The sequence below is a fragment of the Sulfitobacter profundi genome (assembly GCF_042661425.1).
GTDB lineage: Bacteria > Pseudomonadota > Alphaproteobacteria > Rhodobacterales > Rhodobacteraceae > Sulfitobacter > Sulfitobacter profundi.
The window spans coordinates 1745945-1760982 of sequence record NZ_JBHSWA010000001.1 but is presented as its reverse complement, the minus strand read 5'-3'; the positions used below and the strand labels follow the sequence as shown (position 1 = coordinate 1760982).

Annotated in this window: 15 protein-coding genes and 3 pseudogenes; 3 read left to right on the top strand and 15 right to left on the bottom strand. The window is 63.8% G+C overall.

All coding sequences use genetic code 11. The features are described from left to right. Nucleotides 1–4 precede the first annotated feature (4 nt). Nucleotides 5–721, bottom strand: coding sequence for a GNAT family N-acetyltransferase (locus ACFQAU_RS09180; RefSeq protein WP_132444093.1), 717 nt, complete (start codon nucleotides 719–721; stop codon nucleotides 5–7). Next, nucleotides 718–1437: a competence/damage-inducible protein A gene (locus tag ACFQAU_RS09175; protein WP_120349972.1), complete on the bottom strand. Its 720-nt coding sequence runs from the start codon at nucleotides 1435–1437 to the stop codon at nucleotides 718–720. The genes ACFQAU_RS09180 and ACFQAU_RS09175 overlap by 4 nt, the downstream gene beginning before the upstream one ends. Nucleotides 1438–1485: 48 nt before the next feature. Here ACFQAU_RS09175 and sfsA point away from each other — a divergent pair, with 48 nt between their 5' ends. After that, the gene (sfsA, locus tag ACFQAU_RS09170) at nucleotides 1486–2193 is read left to right on the top strand and encodes a DNA/RNA nuclease SfsA (RefSeq protein WP_132444092.1); all 708 of its coding nucleotides are present in this window, start codon (nucleotides 1486–1488) and stop codon (nucleotides 2191–2193) included. 51 nt (nucleotides 2194–2244) lie between these two features. After that, entirely contained in the window at nucleotides 2245–3075 is an 831-nt protein-coding gene (map, locus tag ACFQAU_RS09165) for a type I methionyl aminopeptidase (protein WP_120349970.1), read from the top strand. Nucleotides 3076–3104: 29 nt separating this feature from the next. Here map and ACFQAU_RS09160 read toward each other — a convergent pair. From ACFQAU_RS09160 to ACFQAU_RS09125, 8 genes and pseudogenes are all read right to left on the bottom strand, one after another. Continuing rightward, a pseudogene (locus tag ACFQAU_RS09160) lies at nucleotides 3105–4122 on the bottom strand (DUF1513 domain-containing protein). A 56-nt stretch (nucleotides 4123–4178) separates the two neighbouring features. Continuing rightward, the gene (locus tag ACFQAU_RS09155) at nucleotides 4179–5165 is read right to left on the bottom strand and encodes an imelysin family protein (protein ID WP_132444091.1); all 987 of its coding nucleotides are present in this window, start codon (nucleotides 5163–5165) and stop codon (nucleotides 4179–4181) included. After that, a pseudogene (locus ACFQAU_RS09150) lies at nucleotides 5165–6684 on the bottom strand (di-heme oxidoreductase family protein). The gene ACFQAU_RS09155 and the pseudogene ACFQAU_RS09150 overlap by 1 nt, the downstream one beginning before the upstream one ends. A gap of 69 nt (nucleotides 6685–6753) precedes the next feature. After that, on the bottom strand, nucleotides 6754–7239 hold the full coding sequence (gene bfr, locus ACFQAU_RS09145) for a bacterioferritin (protein ID WP_067628967.1): 486 nt from the start codon (nucleotides 7237–7239) through the stop codon (nucleotides 6754–6756). Next, nucleotides 7236–7484: a (2Fe-2S)-binding protein gene (locus ACFQAU_RS09140; RefSeq protein ID WP_067628965.1), complete on the bottom strand. Its 249-nt coding sequence runs from the start codon at nucleotides 7482–7484 to the stop codon at nucleotides 7236–7238. Before ACFQAU_RS09140 ends, bfr begins: the two co-directional genes overlap by 4 nt. Nucleotides 7485–7545: 61 nt before the next feature. Next, on the bottom strand, nucleotides 7546–8808 hold the full coding sequence (locus ACFQAU_RS09135; RefSeq protein WP_132444090.1) for an imelysin family protein: 1263 nt from the start codon (nucleotides 8806–8808) through the stop codon (nucleotides 7546–7548). Nucleotides 8809–8938: 130 nt separating this feature from the next. Further along, nucleotides 8939–9495, bottom strand: a pseudogene (rsmD, locus tag ACFQAU_RS09130) (16S rRNA (guanine(966)-N(2))-methyltransferase RsmD). Further along, nucleotides 9492–10697 (bottom strand): NAD(P)/FAD-dependent oxidoreductase, encoded by a 1206-nt coding sequence (locus ACFQAU_RS09125; RefSeq protein ID WP_132444088.1) that lies wholly within the window; start codon nucleotides 10695–10697, stop codon nucleotides 9492–9494. Before ACFQAU_RS09125 ends, rsmD begins: the two are co-directional and overlap by 4 nt. A gap of 88 nt (nucleotides 10698–10785) precedes the next feature. On the opposite strand from ACFQAU_RS09125, the gene ACFQAU_RS09120 reads away from it, so the two are divergent. Continuing rightward, on the top strand, nucleotides 10786–11274 hold the full coding sequence (locus ACFQAU_RS09120; RefSeq protein ID WP_132444087.1) for a peroxiredoxin: 489 nt from the start codon (nucleotides 10786–10788) through the stop codon (nucleotides 11272–11274). Between the two features lie 76 nt (nucleotides 11275–11350). On the opposite strand, the gene ACFQAU_RS09115 is transcribed toward ACFQAU_RS09120, so the two are convergent. From ACFQAU_RS09115 to ACFQAU_RS09095, 5 genes are read right to left on the bottom strand one after another with little or no spacing between them, the layout of a single operon-like run. Then, the gene (locus ACFQAU_RS09115; protein WP_132444086.1) at nucleotides 11351–12196 is read right to left on the bottom strand and encodes a mechanosensitive ion channel family protein; all 846 of its coding nucleotides are present in this window, start codon (nucleotides 12194–12196) and stop codon (nucleotides 11351–11353) included. A 12-nt stretch (nucleotides 12197–12208) separates the two neighbouring features. Next, nucleotides 12209–12517 (bottom strand): 4a-hydroxytetrahydrobiopterin dehydratase, encoded by a 309-nt coding sequence (locus tag ACFQAU_RS09110; protein ID WP_132444085.1) that lies wholly within the window; start codon nucleotides 12515–12517, stop codon nucleotides 12209–12211. Continuing rightward, nucleotides 12514–13701 carry a GNAT family N-acetyltransferase gene (locus tag ACFQAU_RS09105; RefSeq protein ID WP_132444084.1) on the bottom strand — a complete coding sequence of 396 codons (1188 nt, stop codon included), beginning with the start codon at nucleotides 13699–13701 and terminating at the stop codon, nucleotides 12514–12516. The genes ACFQAU_RS09110 and ACFQAU_RS09105 overlap by 4 nt, the downstream gene beginning before the upstream one ends. A gap of 48 nt (nucleotides 13702–13749) precedes the next feature. Continuing rightward, nucleotides 13750–14511, bottom strand: a complete 762-nt coding sequence (locus ACFQAU_RS09100) for a glycerophosphodiester phosphodiesterase family protein (RefSeq protein WP_120349961.1) — start codon at nucleotides 14509–14511, stop codon at nucleotides 13750–13752. Continuing rightward, entirely contained in the window at nucleotides 14508–14966 is a 459-nt protein-coding gene (locus ACFQAU_RS09095) for a RidA family protein (RefSeq protein ID WP_132444083.1), read from the bottom strand. The genes ACFQAU_RS09100 and ACFQAU_RS09095 overlap by 4 nt, the downstream gene beginning before the upstream one ends. Nucleotides 14967–15038 lie beyond the last annotated feature (72 nt).

Below are 15038 nucleotides of genomic sequence, written 5' to 3'. Positions count from 1 at the left end.
TCCTTCACTCGGTGTTTTGACGGTAATGATAGTGCCCGACCGGGGCAAAGCCCAGTTTGGCGTAAAGCGCCTGCGCGCGGGCATTCGTATCCACGCAGAGCACCGAAAGCCGCTTAGCCCCTTGGGCCTGCCCCCAATGGGCGGCGGCGCGCATGATCCAAGTGGCCACACCTTGGCGCTGTTGATGCGGCAGCACTTCGACGGCGTGCACCATGCAGATGTCCTCGTGCACCCCGGCAAAGGCCACGCCCGCCGGTTTCTCGTTCCAGCGCGCAAGGATGCCTGTTTTGGTCGCCGCGCGGTCCATCACGGCAAGACGCGCAGGGCCGACCCCTCCGGCGGCCCAGACCTCGGCCATGATCGCCAGCGGCTCCCAGATGCAAAAGGCGGTGACCGGGGGCATCGGCACATCTGTCAGCCGGGTAATCGGCGCGCTCAGCACCGTGACCGGATCGACCACGCCGTAGCCCCGCGCGGCCAGCAGCGCGTCGAGATCATCTTCGCCCGCACGCAACATGAAAAGCGGGCGCTGCTCCATCTTGCGCATCGCCGCTTCGGCGGTCGGAATGTCGGCGTCGGTTATCGCCCCACGCGCTGTCGCCGCCGAGACCCGTTTCCCGCCGCCCTGCCCTTCGCGCAGGGTCCATGGCCCGTGATCAAACCGCCGCGCGGCGGGCCATGTCGCGTCACCCGCGTCGAAAAACGCCTGCGCCTCGCTCATGCGAAGGCGGCCTTGAGCTTGACCATCGCCGCTTCGACCATCCCCGGATCGCTGCCGCGGATCACCACATGCGCCCCAAAGATGCCGTCTTTCTGAAACGGGTAGCTGCCCATCGACAAATGCGGATATTCCTCAGCCAGCGCGCCCAGTGGTCCGGCGATATCGCCCTCGCCCCGGTCGATGCGCAGCGTCTCACTGATCAGGGGTTGGCCGCCTGTGAGCCCCGGCAGGACGCTGGCAACCATCGCCTGAAAGACCGTCGGCACCCCGGCCATGACATGCACGTTCTCAACCACAAAGCCCGGTGCGGCAGAGACCGGGTTTTCGATCAGCGCGGCGCCCTCGGGAATGCGCGCCATGCGCAGGCGGGCGTCGTTCATCTGGGTGCCCGCGCGGGCGTAGTGTTCGGCCAAAATCTCGCGCGCATCGTCGCGCACGTCGATATCACGGTTAAAGGCGGCGGCGATGCAATCGGCGGTAATGTCATCATGCGTGGGCCCGATGCCGCCCGAGGTAAACACATGGGCATAGGCACCTGAGAGCGCCTGCACGGCGGCGATGATCGCGCCATGATCGTCCGACACCACGCGCACCTCCTTGAGGTCGATCCCCACTTTCGTCAACTCCCCCGCAAGGTGATGCATATTGCTGTCGCGGGTCCGGCCCGAAAGGATTTCGTCGCCGATGACGATCATCGCGGCGGTGGGGTTTGACATGGGGGCGGCTCCTTGAGGATGGCGTCCCTTCGGTATAGGCCGCGCCTCATGCGCTTTCAAACCCAACTTGTCCCCGCCCGGCTGATCCGCCGCTACAAACGCTTTCTGGCCGATTGCACGCTTGAGGAAACGGGCGAGGAAGTGATCGCCCATTGCGCCAACCCCGGCTCGATGATGGGGCTGGCGGAACCGGGCAGCCGGATTTGGCTCGAGCCGAACGACGATCCGAAGAAAAAGCTGAACTACGGCTGGCGGCTAGTTGATCATGAAAATGGCCATTTCACCGGGGTCGACACCGCCCTGCCCAACCGCGCGATGAAAGCGGCGCTGGTCGCGGGTGAGGTGATGCCACTGGCCGCCTATGCCGAGGTACGACCGGAGGTGAAATACGGCGAAAACTCCCGCATCGACTTTCTGCTGCGCGGTGATGGCCTGCCCGATGCCTATGTCGAGGTGAAATCGGTCACCCTCTCACGCGAAACGGGTCTGGCCGAATTCCCCGACAGCGTCACCACACGCGGGGCGAAACATCTGGGCGAACTGGCGCGGATGGCGCAGGCCGGGCACCGCGCCGTGCTGCTGTATCTGGTGCAGCGCACCGATTGCACGCAGATGACCCTCGCCGCCGATATCGACCCGACCTATGCCGCCGCGTCCCAAGCCGCGCGGGCGGCGGGGCTGGAAATCTACGCCATCGGCACTCATATCACGCCCCAAGCCGTCACACTGGCGCAACCGATCCCCTTTACGGGCTGAGCTGCACTGGCCCTTGCCGGAAAGCCACGCTAAATAGGAGCGAACAAAAGGATGGAGAGAGCGGTGAACAACGCACACCGAGGCCGCCAGACACGCGACGGCATTCGCATTTACGAGCCTTCGGATCACGCCGGGATGCAAGCGGCGGGCCGTCTGGCCGCCACGATCCTCGACGAGATCGCAGAGCATGTCTTCCCCGGTCAGACCACCGGAGAGCTTGACCGCCTGATCGAAGAGAAGGTCAACGCCGCCGGCGCGAAATCCGCGACGATCGGCTACAAAGGCTATCAGCACGCCAGCTGCATCTCGGTGAACCATGTGGTCTGCCACGGGATCCCCAGCGACAAGAAGCTGAAAGACGGCGACATCCTGAACATCGACGTGACCGTGATCGTCGATGGCTGGTTCGGCGACACCAGCCGCATGTATGTGGCGGGCAAGCTTTCGCGCAAGGCCGAGCGGTTGATCAACGTGACCCACGACAGCCTGATGCACGGGATCGAGGCGGTGAAGCCGGGCAATACCTTTGGCGACATCGGCCATGCCATCCAGACATTTGTCGAAGGCCACCGCATGTCCGTCGTGACGGATTTCTGCGGTCACGGTCTGGGGCAGGTCTTTCACGCGCCGCCCAACGTGCTGCACTATGGCCGTCCGGGCACCGGTGCTGTGCTAGAGCCGGGCATGTTCTTTACCATTGAGCCGATGGTGAACCTTGGCCGGGCCGAGACCAAGACACTCGCCGACGATTGGACCGCGGTGACCCGCGACAAATCCCTGTCGGCGCAGTTTGAGCATTCGGTCGGCGTGACCGAAGACGGGGTTGAGATCTTTACCCTCTCGCCCGGCGGGCTGTTCCACCCGACGTATAAGACCGACTAAAACCCGGTGGGGGCAGTGCCCCCGCCCGCCTATCCGTCGATGGCAACCAGATGGTTGTCCCACGCCCGCGCGGCGGTAGTGAGCCGCGACAGCGCCGCCTCTTGCAGCGACAGGATACCGCCCAGCCCATCCGTGGCGACGAAACCGCCCCGCCCCGGCGCCAGTCCGCAGACATCGGCACGGCGGTGGCTGGCAAGGAAATCACCTTTGCTGTCAAACAGATGCAGCCGCCCGCCCCGGGGGAGGTGATACCGACCGCCCCGCCATCTGCCGCGAATGCCACGCTGCCCGCGTAGCCCTGCATCGCGATTTGCTCGGCCAGATCGGCCTCGGCCAATACCGGGTTTTGCCCGCGCCGGTGGAGGCCCAACAACGGCACGGCGTCGTTCGGCTCCCCTGCCATTGCATCGCAAAAGCCACCTGCCCGTCCGGCGCCAAGGCCAGATGGCGGATCGAGTTCTTGTGCAGGTCATCCGGCAGTTCGACCTGCTCCAGCATCTCGCCCGAGAGGCTGACATAGGACAGATTGGGCCGCATATCGTCGATGTTCAGCTTCTCCCGGCCGCTGTCGGGATGGGTGCGGATGCCGCCATTGGCCACCACCAGCACATCCTCGGCCAAGCGGCGGATTTCATGCGGGCCGACCCCGCCTGAGGCGATCTCTCCGATCCGGGCATAGCCCTCGGCACGGGACCACAGGCCGATGCGCCCTTCGCCCGTGTCGATCTCATTCTCGCTGGTGGCGAGGATGGCCCCGCCCTGCAAAAACGCCCCATGTCCGTAGAAATGCCGCCCCTCCGGCGCGTCGAGGCGATGGGCGACACGGCCCTTCACGCAGTCGATCACCAGTGCAAACCGCCCCGGGCGGCGGGCAAAGGCCACGGCCTCGGGCGCCGTGGGATGCGCGGCGGCGGCATGGCCCCGGTCGGGCAACGGAATCCGGAAAATGTCGTGGCCCGTCCCGTCCAGCCCGAAAAGCGCATAGGCCCCCGAAGGGTCACGCGCGGCGGCAAGGTAGGCAGGGCTGCCAGCGGCGGCCCAACCCATCGCCGGCAAGCTCGACGCGGCGGCGAGACCCGCAAGGAAGTGGCGGCGCGAGGGCATCAATCGCCGTCCGCCGAGTTGAACCCGACGGAAACGCCAAGCGCCGGGGCGATCTCAGCGCTCACGGCCTCGGCAATGGCCCGCACATCATTTTGCAGCGCCTCGACCCGGATACGGCTTATCGGGTCGGCCACCCCGGCAAAGACGGGGTCCTCCAACGCGCGCGCGGCGCTCAAGGCGCGGTCGAATGCGGCGTCGGTTTTGGGGGTAGCGGCGTCCGACAGCGTGTCGGCTAGACCCTGCAATGCTTCGAGTGACAACACCACATTGCGCAGGCTGCGGCCCGAACGGCGCGCCTCGGCCACCTGCGGCTTCGGCGCATCAAAACTGCCCATCGGGCGGCCTAGACGTTGGTCCGCGACAAATTCGAGCCCGGTTGCCAAAGCCGTGTAAAGCGCCTGCGATGCCTCGCGCGGGCTGAGGAAACGGTCATTGCCCGCCTCCCCGGCGCTGCGGAGCGCGGCGGCGAAACCCTCACGCCATGCGGTGTCGACCTCGCGGCCCAAATTGGCCAGGTCGGCCGCCATCGCGCGGGCCAATGCGCAGCTATAGCTCTCGGCCCCGTAGCCTGCGAAGTCATCGTCATAAAGCAGCCGTTCCAGCGCAAAGAGCCCCCGCGCGGCGATGGAGACTTCGGCGTAATCCCCGCTTGTCGCGATCGGGTCTTCTTCGGCCACCAGTCGCGCCACGCTGCGCCCCACCATGCCGCGCGTGTCGGGCCAAAAGGCGATGGCCAGCCCGCGCCCGTCTTCCTCTAGCGGGCCAAGGGTCAGATGCGCGATGCCGAGCCATGCGTCGAAAGCCTCTTGATAGGCCGGGCGCAGGGCCGTGTCGGTGCAATTGGCCTGCGCTGCAGCGTCGAGCGCCGCAGTGGCAGAGGCGAAACGGGCGGTGCCGGGCAGCGCGTGGTCTTGGATCACCTCCTCCACCCCGGCGAGGGCGGGGGCGGCGGTCAGAAGGAATGTGGCGGTAAGCAGGCTGCGCATCAGAGGCTCTCCAGATAGCGGATCAGGGCGTCACGGTCGGCTTTGGGCATCTCCACCACGGCATCACGGGCGGGCTGGGCTTCGCCGCCGTGCCAGAGCACCGCTTCGAGCAGCGACCGCGCGCGCCCGTCGTGCAGGAATTGGGTATGGCCGTTGACCTGCTCGGTCAAGCCGATGCCCCAGAGCGGCGCGGTGCGCCATTCGCGCCCATTCGCGCGGCCCTCGGGACGGTTGTCGGCCAGCCCTTCGCCCATGTCATGGAGCAAAAGATCGGTCATCGGCCAGATCAGCTGAAAGCTTTGCTCGGGCTGATCCTCCAGTCGTTCGGTCACGAATTTCGGCTGGTGACAGGAGGTGCAGCCGACCTCATGGAACACCGCCTTGCCGCGCAGCACCTCAGGTGCGCCGACATCGCGGCGGGCCGGCACGGCAAGGTTGCGGCTGTAGAAGGTCACCAGATCCAGCCCTTCGGCGTCGATCTCTGCCCCGCGCGCGTCACCGTTCCCATGCGGGGCATCGCGGCAGGCGGTTTGCTCGGTCGTGCAATCGCCCCATGCCGCATCGAAGATGGGGAGGAAATGCCGATGTCCCCCGCAAAGGCGCTGGCGGATTGTTCGCGGATCGTCGGTGCGCCGGATTTCCAGCCGAAACGGCCCAACATCGGGCGCGCGTGCTCAAAGGACCAGACGATCTGCGCCCGACCAGAGATGCCATCGCCGTCGGCGTCTTCGGGGTCCGCGAGGGCCAAGATATCTGCGGCTGGGATCGCTTCGAGCAGGCCCAAACCGATCATCGGCGGGGCTACACGGGGGCTGAGCATCGCGCCCTCGGCCAAGGGGCCATACCCGAGGTCTTCGGCACTGTAGGTCGGGCGGCGCAGGCTGGCGGTCTCTCCTCGGAGAGCGCGACCTCCACCTCTTCATAGCGCAGGCCCAGCCGGTATTCCGCCGGATGCCCCGCCACCCCGAAATCCTGCAATTGCCCGCCATAGACCGGATCGGGCCGCGTGCGGGGGTGGTATCGCCCACCGAAAGCAGGAACGCCTCGATCTCGCTCATTGCCTCTTCGGGGGCGGTGGGGACCGAGATGCGCAGAAACATCGACACCGCGTCATCCTCCGGCCCCTCGGGGGATGGCCGCGCCCGTCTTTCAGGTGGCACCGCTGGCAAGAGCGCGCGTTGAAAAGCGGCCCCAGCCCGTCAGAGGCCAGCGTCGAGGACGGCGAAGACACCCAGAGCTTTTTGAACAGCCCATTGCCGACCTTGAAATCCAACTCACGCTCAAAAGGAATGTTACCCGAAGGCAGCGAAAACGCATCGGCATTGCCGCGCGGGCTGACCGTTGCGGCCCCTGCCGGGTTCGTCTCAAAGGGTTCGGGCCTGTCGAATTCGGTCGCGGGGGCGGTGACCTTGGCGATCCGGGCGGTCTCTTCTGCGGTGCGGGGGATCACCTTGAGATGCGGTTCCTCCAGTGCTTGCGGGGCGGCGGCGGCCATGCTCGCGGCGGCCGCCGTGAGCATCGGAATGAGGAATCGCATGGGGAATGCCTTGGATAGCGGCAGGCCCAAAACCGGGCCTGCCAGTCGAAGTTACTTGCTGTCGTCTGTCGGCTTGGCTTGAAGCTGGCCATAGACGGCCTCGCCCAGTTCGGCCTGAAGCGACAATTGAGTTTCGAGGAAGTCGATATGCCCTTCCTCGTCGGCAATCAATTCCTCGAACAGGTTCTTTGAGACGTAATCGCCCACCTGATCGCAGTGATTGCGCGCCTCAATGTACAGGGTGCGGGCCTCATGTTCGGCGGCCAGATCGGACTCAAGACATTCCTTGACCGTTTCACCGATGCGCAGCGCGTCCAGCTTTTGCAGGTTGGGGTGCCCTTCAAGGAAGATGATCCGTTCGATCAGCTTGTCGGCGTGGTTCATCTCTTCGATGCTTTCCTCGCGCGATTTATCGGCAAGCCGACCATAGCCCCAGTCTTCTTGCAGCCGGTAATGCAGCCAGTACTGGCTCACGGCTGTCAATTCGCTGCGCAATGCCGCGTTGAGATATTCGATGACCTTGTCGTCGCCCTTCATGAACCTGTCTCCTTGTTTGGTTTTGCCTGACTTAGAGTGGTTGTCAGCACAGGCACGGAAAAGTTGCCATTTCCGCGCATGGTAGACAAGAACAGAGGCATGCAACCGCCACAATCGGCTGCTTTGCCCAAGGCACGGTAGATTTTGCCCGCAGTAATGACCGTGCGCGCATCAGAGGCGCGCATCCAGTCGATGGCATTGTTGATGTCGCGATCGGTGATGTTCTGACAGTGACAAACAATCATGGTTTTGCGTATTCCTTGGCTGGCCCCGGGCCGCCGCAGCGGCCCAGAGGAAGGGTTAGGATTACTGGAAGACCGCCTCCGGCGCGTCGAGGCTGTCGGACCCTTCAAAGGCGATTTCGTCACCGCCCAGAACCGTCACGGCACGCTCGATGGCGCGGGTCTGGTTCACCAGCGCATCGACCGCGCCCATGATCAGCGCTTCGCCTTCGGCATTGCCGCGCTCAAGCATCATGTCATAGCTGAAACCCGCTTCGGCGGCGGTTTTGATCTGGCCCAGTTCCACCATGGAGGCGTTCAGCTTGGCGCGCAGGTCTTCGTTGACGGTGGCATCGGCGCTGGCCACGAGGTCAGCCAGCGATGCGCCGGAAACCACGCGGCCATCGACGCGCAGGTATTCGCCCAGATAGACGTTCCGCACGCCCAAACCGTCGTAATAGTGGCTGTTGTGTGTGTTGTCGGAGAAGCAGTCGTGCTCTTCTTCGGGGTCGTTGAGCATGACGCCCAGCTTCATCCGCTCACCCGCCTGCTCACCGTAGGAGAGCGAGCCCATGCCAGTCAGGATCGCGTCGATCCCGGCGTCTTCGTCTGCCAGCACGGCGGCGCGTGCCTCACCGCCTTCGGCCCATTGAGCGGCCATCCATTCCAAATCTCTGACCAGCAGATCGGTCGCGGCTTTCAGGTATTGCCCACGGCGGTCGCAGTTGTCGCCGGTGCAGTCTTCCCCGGTTGCGTAGTCGGTCCAAGGGCGGTTGCCCGCGCCATGCTCAGTCCCGTTCAGGTCTTGGCCCCAGAGTAGGAATTCGATGGCGTGATAGCCGGTGGCGACATTGGCCTCGACCGCGCCCGCCTCATGCAACTGCCCTTCGAGGAGCGCAGGCGTGATCTCGGTGGCGTCCACCTTTTCCCCGCCCAGCGTGAAGGTCGGGTTGGCGATGACGTTCAGAACCGCCAATTGGTTTTCATCCGTCTCGCCGCCATAGGAGGCGTCGACATAGTCGATCAGACCTTCGTCCAGCGGCCAAGCGTTTACCTTGCCTTCCCAGTCATCGACGATGGCGTTGCCAAAGCGGAAAACCTCGGTCTGCTGGTAGGGCACGCGGGCGGCCAGCCATGCGGTTTTCGCAGCCTGAAGCGCATCGGCCGAGGGGGTGGCGATCAGCGTCTCGACGGCGGCTTGCAGCGTCTGCGCGGTAGTCAGGCTGTCTTCGTAGCCCGCCTGCGCGATGTCGGCATAGGTGCCCAGCACCTCGGCCTTGTCTTGTGCAAATGCCGGAGCGGCGGCGCATGTGATCAGCGCAATGGCCGTGGTCGCTTTGAGGCGCATCGAATGTCCTTCCTTGAAAATCACCTTGGTCCCGACGCAGGGCGCGCCGGGCCTTCGGGCAATAGGTGACTTATTCTGTCGGAAAAGACAAGGATCAACCTGAGAGGGGATAGCGCTCGGCAAAAAGCCGTTAGCTTGCAGACCGTTGCAGCAGCGTCACATGGGTATCGCCGTATTTGCGCGTGTCGATCCGGGCGATCCCTCGGGCGCGTGCATGGGTGCGCTTTCCTCCCAAACGATCATCGCGCCGGGTGCAAACCAGCCGCCTTCGGCTGCCGCAACAAGCGCCTTTTGTCCCAAGGATTTGCCATAGGGCGGGTCAAGGAAGACCAGATCGAAAGGGTCCTGTGCGCATGGCCCCAGCCGCGTCGCGTCATTGCGCAGCAGCCGCGTTTCCGCCTCTGCCTCTAGTTTGCGCATGTTCTCCCCGATCAACTGCTGACCTGTCCGGCCATTCTCAACAAAGCAGACCGACACAGCACCGCGCGACAGGGCCTCGAACCCAAGCGCGCCGGTGCCTGCGAACAGGTCCAACACCCGCGCGCCCTCGATCACATCGTGATGGGTCAACATCGAAAAAAGGCTCTCGCGCACCCGGTCGGAGGTCGGTCGCAGATGCGCCCCGGCGTCGCCCTTGCCAAGCGCGGCAAGCGGTCGGCCACGGTATTTCCCAGCGATAATCCTCATGGTTTCAGCAATGCCTTTAGGTCTGTCTGAGAGTCCGCGACCAAAGCCGGGTCTGGCGATTTTCCCGCTTCGATCAGCCGTTTGCCCACCATATAGCCGCGCGGATCGTTCGCGGCATCGACGGCCAGCAACGTTTCGCCAAGGTAGTACCAGAACGACGCGCTGCCTTCGCCAAGGCGGGTGATCACGCGGTCATAGCCTGCGTTCAGCCCGGCGATTTGCAGTTTCACGTCATATTGGTCCGACCAGAACCACGGTTTGGCGATGTATTCCTTACCCGCGCCGAGGATATTTTCAGCGACCACCTCGGCCTGATCGATGGCATTGGGCACGCTTTCCAACCGGATACGCCCGCCGCGATAGGGGAAAGAGGTGCAATCCCCCGCCGCCCAGATGCCCGGCACAGTCGTGCGGCCCTGCGCGTCGACCTTGATGCCGTTGTCGATCTCGATCCCTGCTGCTTTGGCCAACGCGATGTCGGGCTCGATGCCCACGCCGGTGATGACGAAATCGGCGGCAATCTCTGTCCCATCGCTCAGCCGTGCGCCGGTGACGTGGCCTTCGCCCAAGAGCCGCTCCAGCCCCACGCCTTCGCGCAGGGTCACGCCGTGGCCTTCATGCAGGGCGCGGAAATAATCACTGGTCTCGGGCGCTGCGACGCGCTGCAGGATGCGGTCGGCCATTTCCACCAGCGTGACCTCTAGCCCCAGCTTGGCCGCGACAGCCGCGGCTTCCAGCCCGATGTAGCCACCGCCGACGATCAGAACCTTCGCGCCCTTCACGAAACGCGGCGCCATGGCATCCACATCCGCCAGATCACGCACGGTAAAGACGCCATCCAGATCGCCGCCAATCGCCGCTGGCAGCCGACGCGGGAGGGAGCCGGTAGCGAGCACCAGTTCGTCATACGCGACCTCGCCCTCGGTCGTGCTCAGAACACGCGCCTCGGGGTCAAGCGCGGTAACGCAGCAATCGGTCTTGAGCGCGATCCCTTGGTCGGCATAGAACGCCTCGGGCCGCAGAAACAGCCGCTCCAGTGTCATATCGCCCAGCAGATACCCTTTGGACAGCGGTGGCCGTTGGTAGGGCGGGCAAGGCTCGGCCCCGATCAGGGTGATCTTGCCCTCGAACCCGCCATTGCGCAGTTTGGCCACGCAAGAGGCCCCCGCCTGCCCGGCTCCGATCACCACCACATGCTGCATTTGCCTACCCCCAATTGATCTGGTCTCAGTCGCGGTCAAAGCCTATATCTGGCCCCAAGACAACCGCAATGACAGGAGAGGCTATCCCATGACGATTTCTCAAGGTTCGACGCTGCCGGACGCGAAACTGGTTCAGATGGGCGCGGATGGGCCCGAGCCGGTACAGATGGCCGACAAGCTCAAGGGCCGCAAAGTGGTGATCTTTGCCGTGCCGGGTGCGTTCACGCCCACCTGCCACTCTGCCCATGTGCCGAGCTTCGTGCGCACCAAAGATCAGTTCGACGCCAAAGGCGTGGATGAGGTGATCTGCGTCTCCTGCAACGACCCTTTCGTGATGAAAGCGTGGGGCGAAGCGACCGGCGCGAGTGAGGCCGGGATCACCATGTTGGCCGACGCCAGCAGCGCATTCACCCGCGCCATCGGCATGGAGTTCGACGCCGAAGGTGCCGGGCTGGTCAGCCGGTCCAAACGCTATGCGATGCTCGTCGAAGACGGCAAGGTAACACTGTGGCAGCCCGAGGAAAGCCCCGGCACCTGCGAGATTTCCGGCGGCGAAGCACTGCTGGACAATATGTAAAATGCGAACGCCCGGCCAGATTGGCCGGGCGTTTTACTGATGGGGGTGCCCCGCGAAGGGCCACAGACGCGAAGGCCTATTCCGCAGCCTGCACGATGGTGCGTGTGGGGAACGGAATATCCACCCCGCCTTCATCCAACGCCTCTTTGACCTTGCGGGTCATATCGGCCTTGAAGGCAAAATAATCCCCCGCGCTGCACCAGACCCGCACAAGGAAATCGACCGAACTGTCGTTGAGATTGTTCACCTGAATGAAGGGCTCAGGATCGGCATGGGCGCGTTCATCCGCCATGATCGTGCTGCGAATGATCTCTTCGGCGGTCTTGAGGTTCGCGCCATAGCCCACGCCAAAGGTCCATTCCGCACGGCGGGTCGGGTTGACGGAATAGTTGGTGATGACATTGCCCCAAACCTCAGAGTTCGGCACGATGACCTGCACATTGCTGAGGTCGGCCAGCACGGTGTAGTTCAGGTTGATCTGTTTGACCGTGCCCATCTCGCCCGCGATCACCACGAAATCGCCGATCTTGATCGGACGAAAGAGGATAAGCATGACCCCGGCGGCCACGTTCGACAGGGTGCCCTGCAGGGCCAGACCAATCGCCAGACCCGCCGCACCGATAACCGCCACGACCGAGGTCGTCTTGACCCCGAAAGTGTTGAGCACGAACAAAACGGTAAAGCCCAGCACCACATAGCGCACGATGGAAGCCAGAAATTCGAACAGCATCTCGTCGAGGTGCTTGTTCCGCTTGCCAAGGTTTTCGACACGGTGTTGCAGCCAACTTGAGATGACCCACCCCAGCAACAGGATCACAATCGCGCCGATCACCGAGCCTGCCGCGCTGGCAAGAAACTCCAGTGTCAGCAGATCGGCAATCGTCTTGCCCTGCCACAGTTCCGTTTCAAACAAATCTTGCATCCGGTCTCTCCGTCAGTCTTTCCCGGCCCCAAAGAGACCATCCATCTTGCGCGCCAATTTCGCGTCGAGCGAGCTTAGCCCATCCACGTCATGGGTGATCAACGTCACCTCCACGCGGTGGTAAACATTGCTCCATTCGGGATGGTGATTCCACTTTTCCGCCCAAATAGCCACCCTTGTCATCCAGCCAAAGGCGTCGGCGAAATCCTTGAACTTGAACGTCTTGTGGATCGCATCCCGGCTTTCGACCATCTCCCAGCCGGTATTGAACAGCGGTTGCAGCAGCGTCTTACGGGTCTCGATGCTTAATCTCTCGGTCATTCTTGTTCCTCGATCGTCGTCTTTTTGAAGGGGCCGTAGTCGGTCAGCACGCTGATTTCCTCATCCACGGCGTCGCGTTCGGCCTGCAGATACTCCCCCACGGCAGAGGCAAAGCCCGGATCGCGCATCCAATGCAGCGACCATGTGGGTGACGGCAGATAGCCACGTGCGAGCTTGTGTTCGCCCTGCGCACCCGCCTCGACACGGGAAAGCCCATGGGCGATGGCGAAATCCATGGCGCGATAATAGCACAGTTCGAAATGCAGAAAGGGGTGGTGTTCGGTACAGCCCCAGTAGCGGCCAAAGAGCGTTTCTGCCCCGATGAAGTTCAGCGCCCCGGCAACCCAACGCCCCTCTCGTTCGGCCAGCACCAGCGCGATATCGTCGCGCAGGTTTTCTTGCGCGTGGTCAAAGAATTCCCGCGTGAGGTAAGGCGAGCCCCATTTCCGCGCGCCGGTGTCTTGGTAGAACTGCCAAAAGGCATCCCAATGCTCGGGCGCGATCTGGTCGCCGGTGAAGGTGTGGATCGTGCCGCCAAAATCCTGCGCCTGTGCGCGTTCTTTGCGGATGTTCTTGCGCTTGCGCGAAGACAGGCTGGCGAGGAAACCGTCGAAATCCGCATAGTCGCGGTTGTGCCAGTGAAACTGCTGGCTTTTGCGGCTCATCAGGCCCAGTGCTTCGGCCCGGGCGACCTCCTGCTCGGTGCAAAAGGTCACATGGAGCGACGACAGCGCGTTATTATCGGTCAGCTGCACCGCGCCTTGAACCAGCGCGGCGGTGCCCGCCTCTTCAAACTCGGGCCGCACCAAAAAGCGGCGCCCGGTGGCGGGGGTGTGGGGCACGGCGATCTGCAGTTTGGGGTAATACCGCCCGCCCGCGCGCTCATAGGCATGGGCCCAGTTGTGGTCGAAGATATATTCGCCTTGGCTGTGCGATTTGGCATACATCGGCGCCACGGCGATCACTTGGCCCGCAATCCGCGCCACCAGATACTGCGGCTGCCAGCCCGTGCCGGGGCCGACCGATCCGCTCTGCTCTAGCGCCGACAGGAAACGATAGGTCGTGAACGGGTCACGCGGACGGCCCCCGCCCGCGGCCTCGGGACAGGCGCAGGCGTCCCAGTCCTTTTGGCCGATCTGTGCCAGTTCTGGCACCACGGTAATCTCGATTTCCTGCGCGTTCATCTGAGCCTTGCCTGTCTTGCGTCCTATGTGTGGCCTCGGCCTCGCAGATCAAGAGCGCGGACGCGGCAGATACCCCTCAAAGGTCACGTTCTGCGCCACCTGACGCGCGATGTCTTCCTCAGCTTGGCTGCGGATCGTCCAACAGAGCACCGCCGCCCCTTCGGCCTTTAGCTCAGCCACACGGGGGCGGTTCAGGTCATCGGCCTCATGGCTGATGAAACAGGAGCCGGTGTCGGCATAGTCGGGTATGCCCCGCAGCCGATCGCAGGTGGCTGCGGGCAGCGGCCATTCATCGGGGCGGTAGGCGCTGGTGGTCAGACCGCGTGGCACGTCGGGCAAAAGATGGGCAAGTGCGCGGACCGAATGCGGATTGAACGACATGACCGCCAAATCGCCCCGGTAGCGGCCAAGCAGTTCGGCGGCGGCGGTCTCAAGCGGGCCCCCGTTCGGCCCCATGGCGCCGTCTTGATCCTTGAACTCCACCAAAAGCGGCACGCGCCCAGCGATGAGGTCGAGGATTTCCTCAAGCGTTGGAATCCCCTCGTCGCCGCCCTTTAGCGGGATGGCGGCAAGGGCGCTGGCCTCACGCAGCCGGACCGCGCCGCGCTCTGGTGTCAGCCGCTCCAAAGCATAGTCATGGAACACCATCGCCTTGTTATCGGCGCTGAGTTGTACATCAATCTCGATGCCGACACCTGCATCGACAGCCGCCCGCACGGCGGCGCGGCTGTTCTCGGGCCGCCCGGCAGAGAGATCATGCAGCGCGCGATGCGCCAGCGGAATGTCCAGAAAGGCGGCGGGAAGGGTCATTCGATCTCAAAAATGCCTTCGATTTCGACGGCGACACCCAGTGGCAGTGATGCGGCAGAGACCGCCGAGCGGGCGTGGCGGCCCGCGTCGCCCAAAGCCTCGACCATGAAGTCGGAGGCCCCGTTGATGACCTTGGGCTGGTCAGTGAAATCGGCGGTTGAGTTCACGAAGCCCGTCAGTTTCACAACCCGTATGAGACGGTCCAGATCGCCTCCGCAAGCAGCGCGGACCTGCGCCAAAAGGCTCAGCGCACAGCTGCGCGCGGCGGCGGCCCCGGCGTCGACATCCATACCGTCGCCCAAACGCCCGGTGATCAACCCATCCGGCCCGTTGGAGATTTGGCCCGAAACATAGACGGTATTGCCGGTGACCACAAAGGGCACATAGTTCGCGGCCGGTGCGGGCGCGTCGGGCAGGGTGATGCCGAGATCGGCAAGGCGGGCGGTCAGGGACATGACGGGCTTCCTTTGGTTGCGGGTTCAAGCGGACGCTAACCGCCCTCCGCCCCGAGGAAAAGCCCCTTTGCC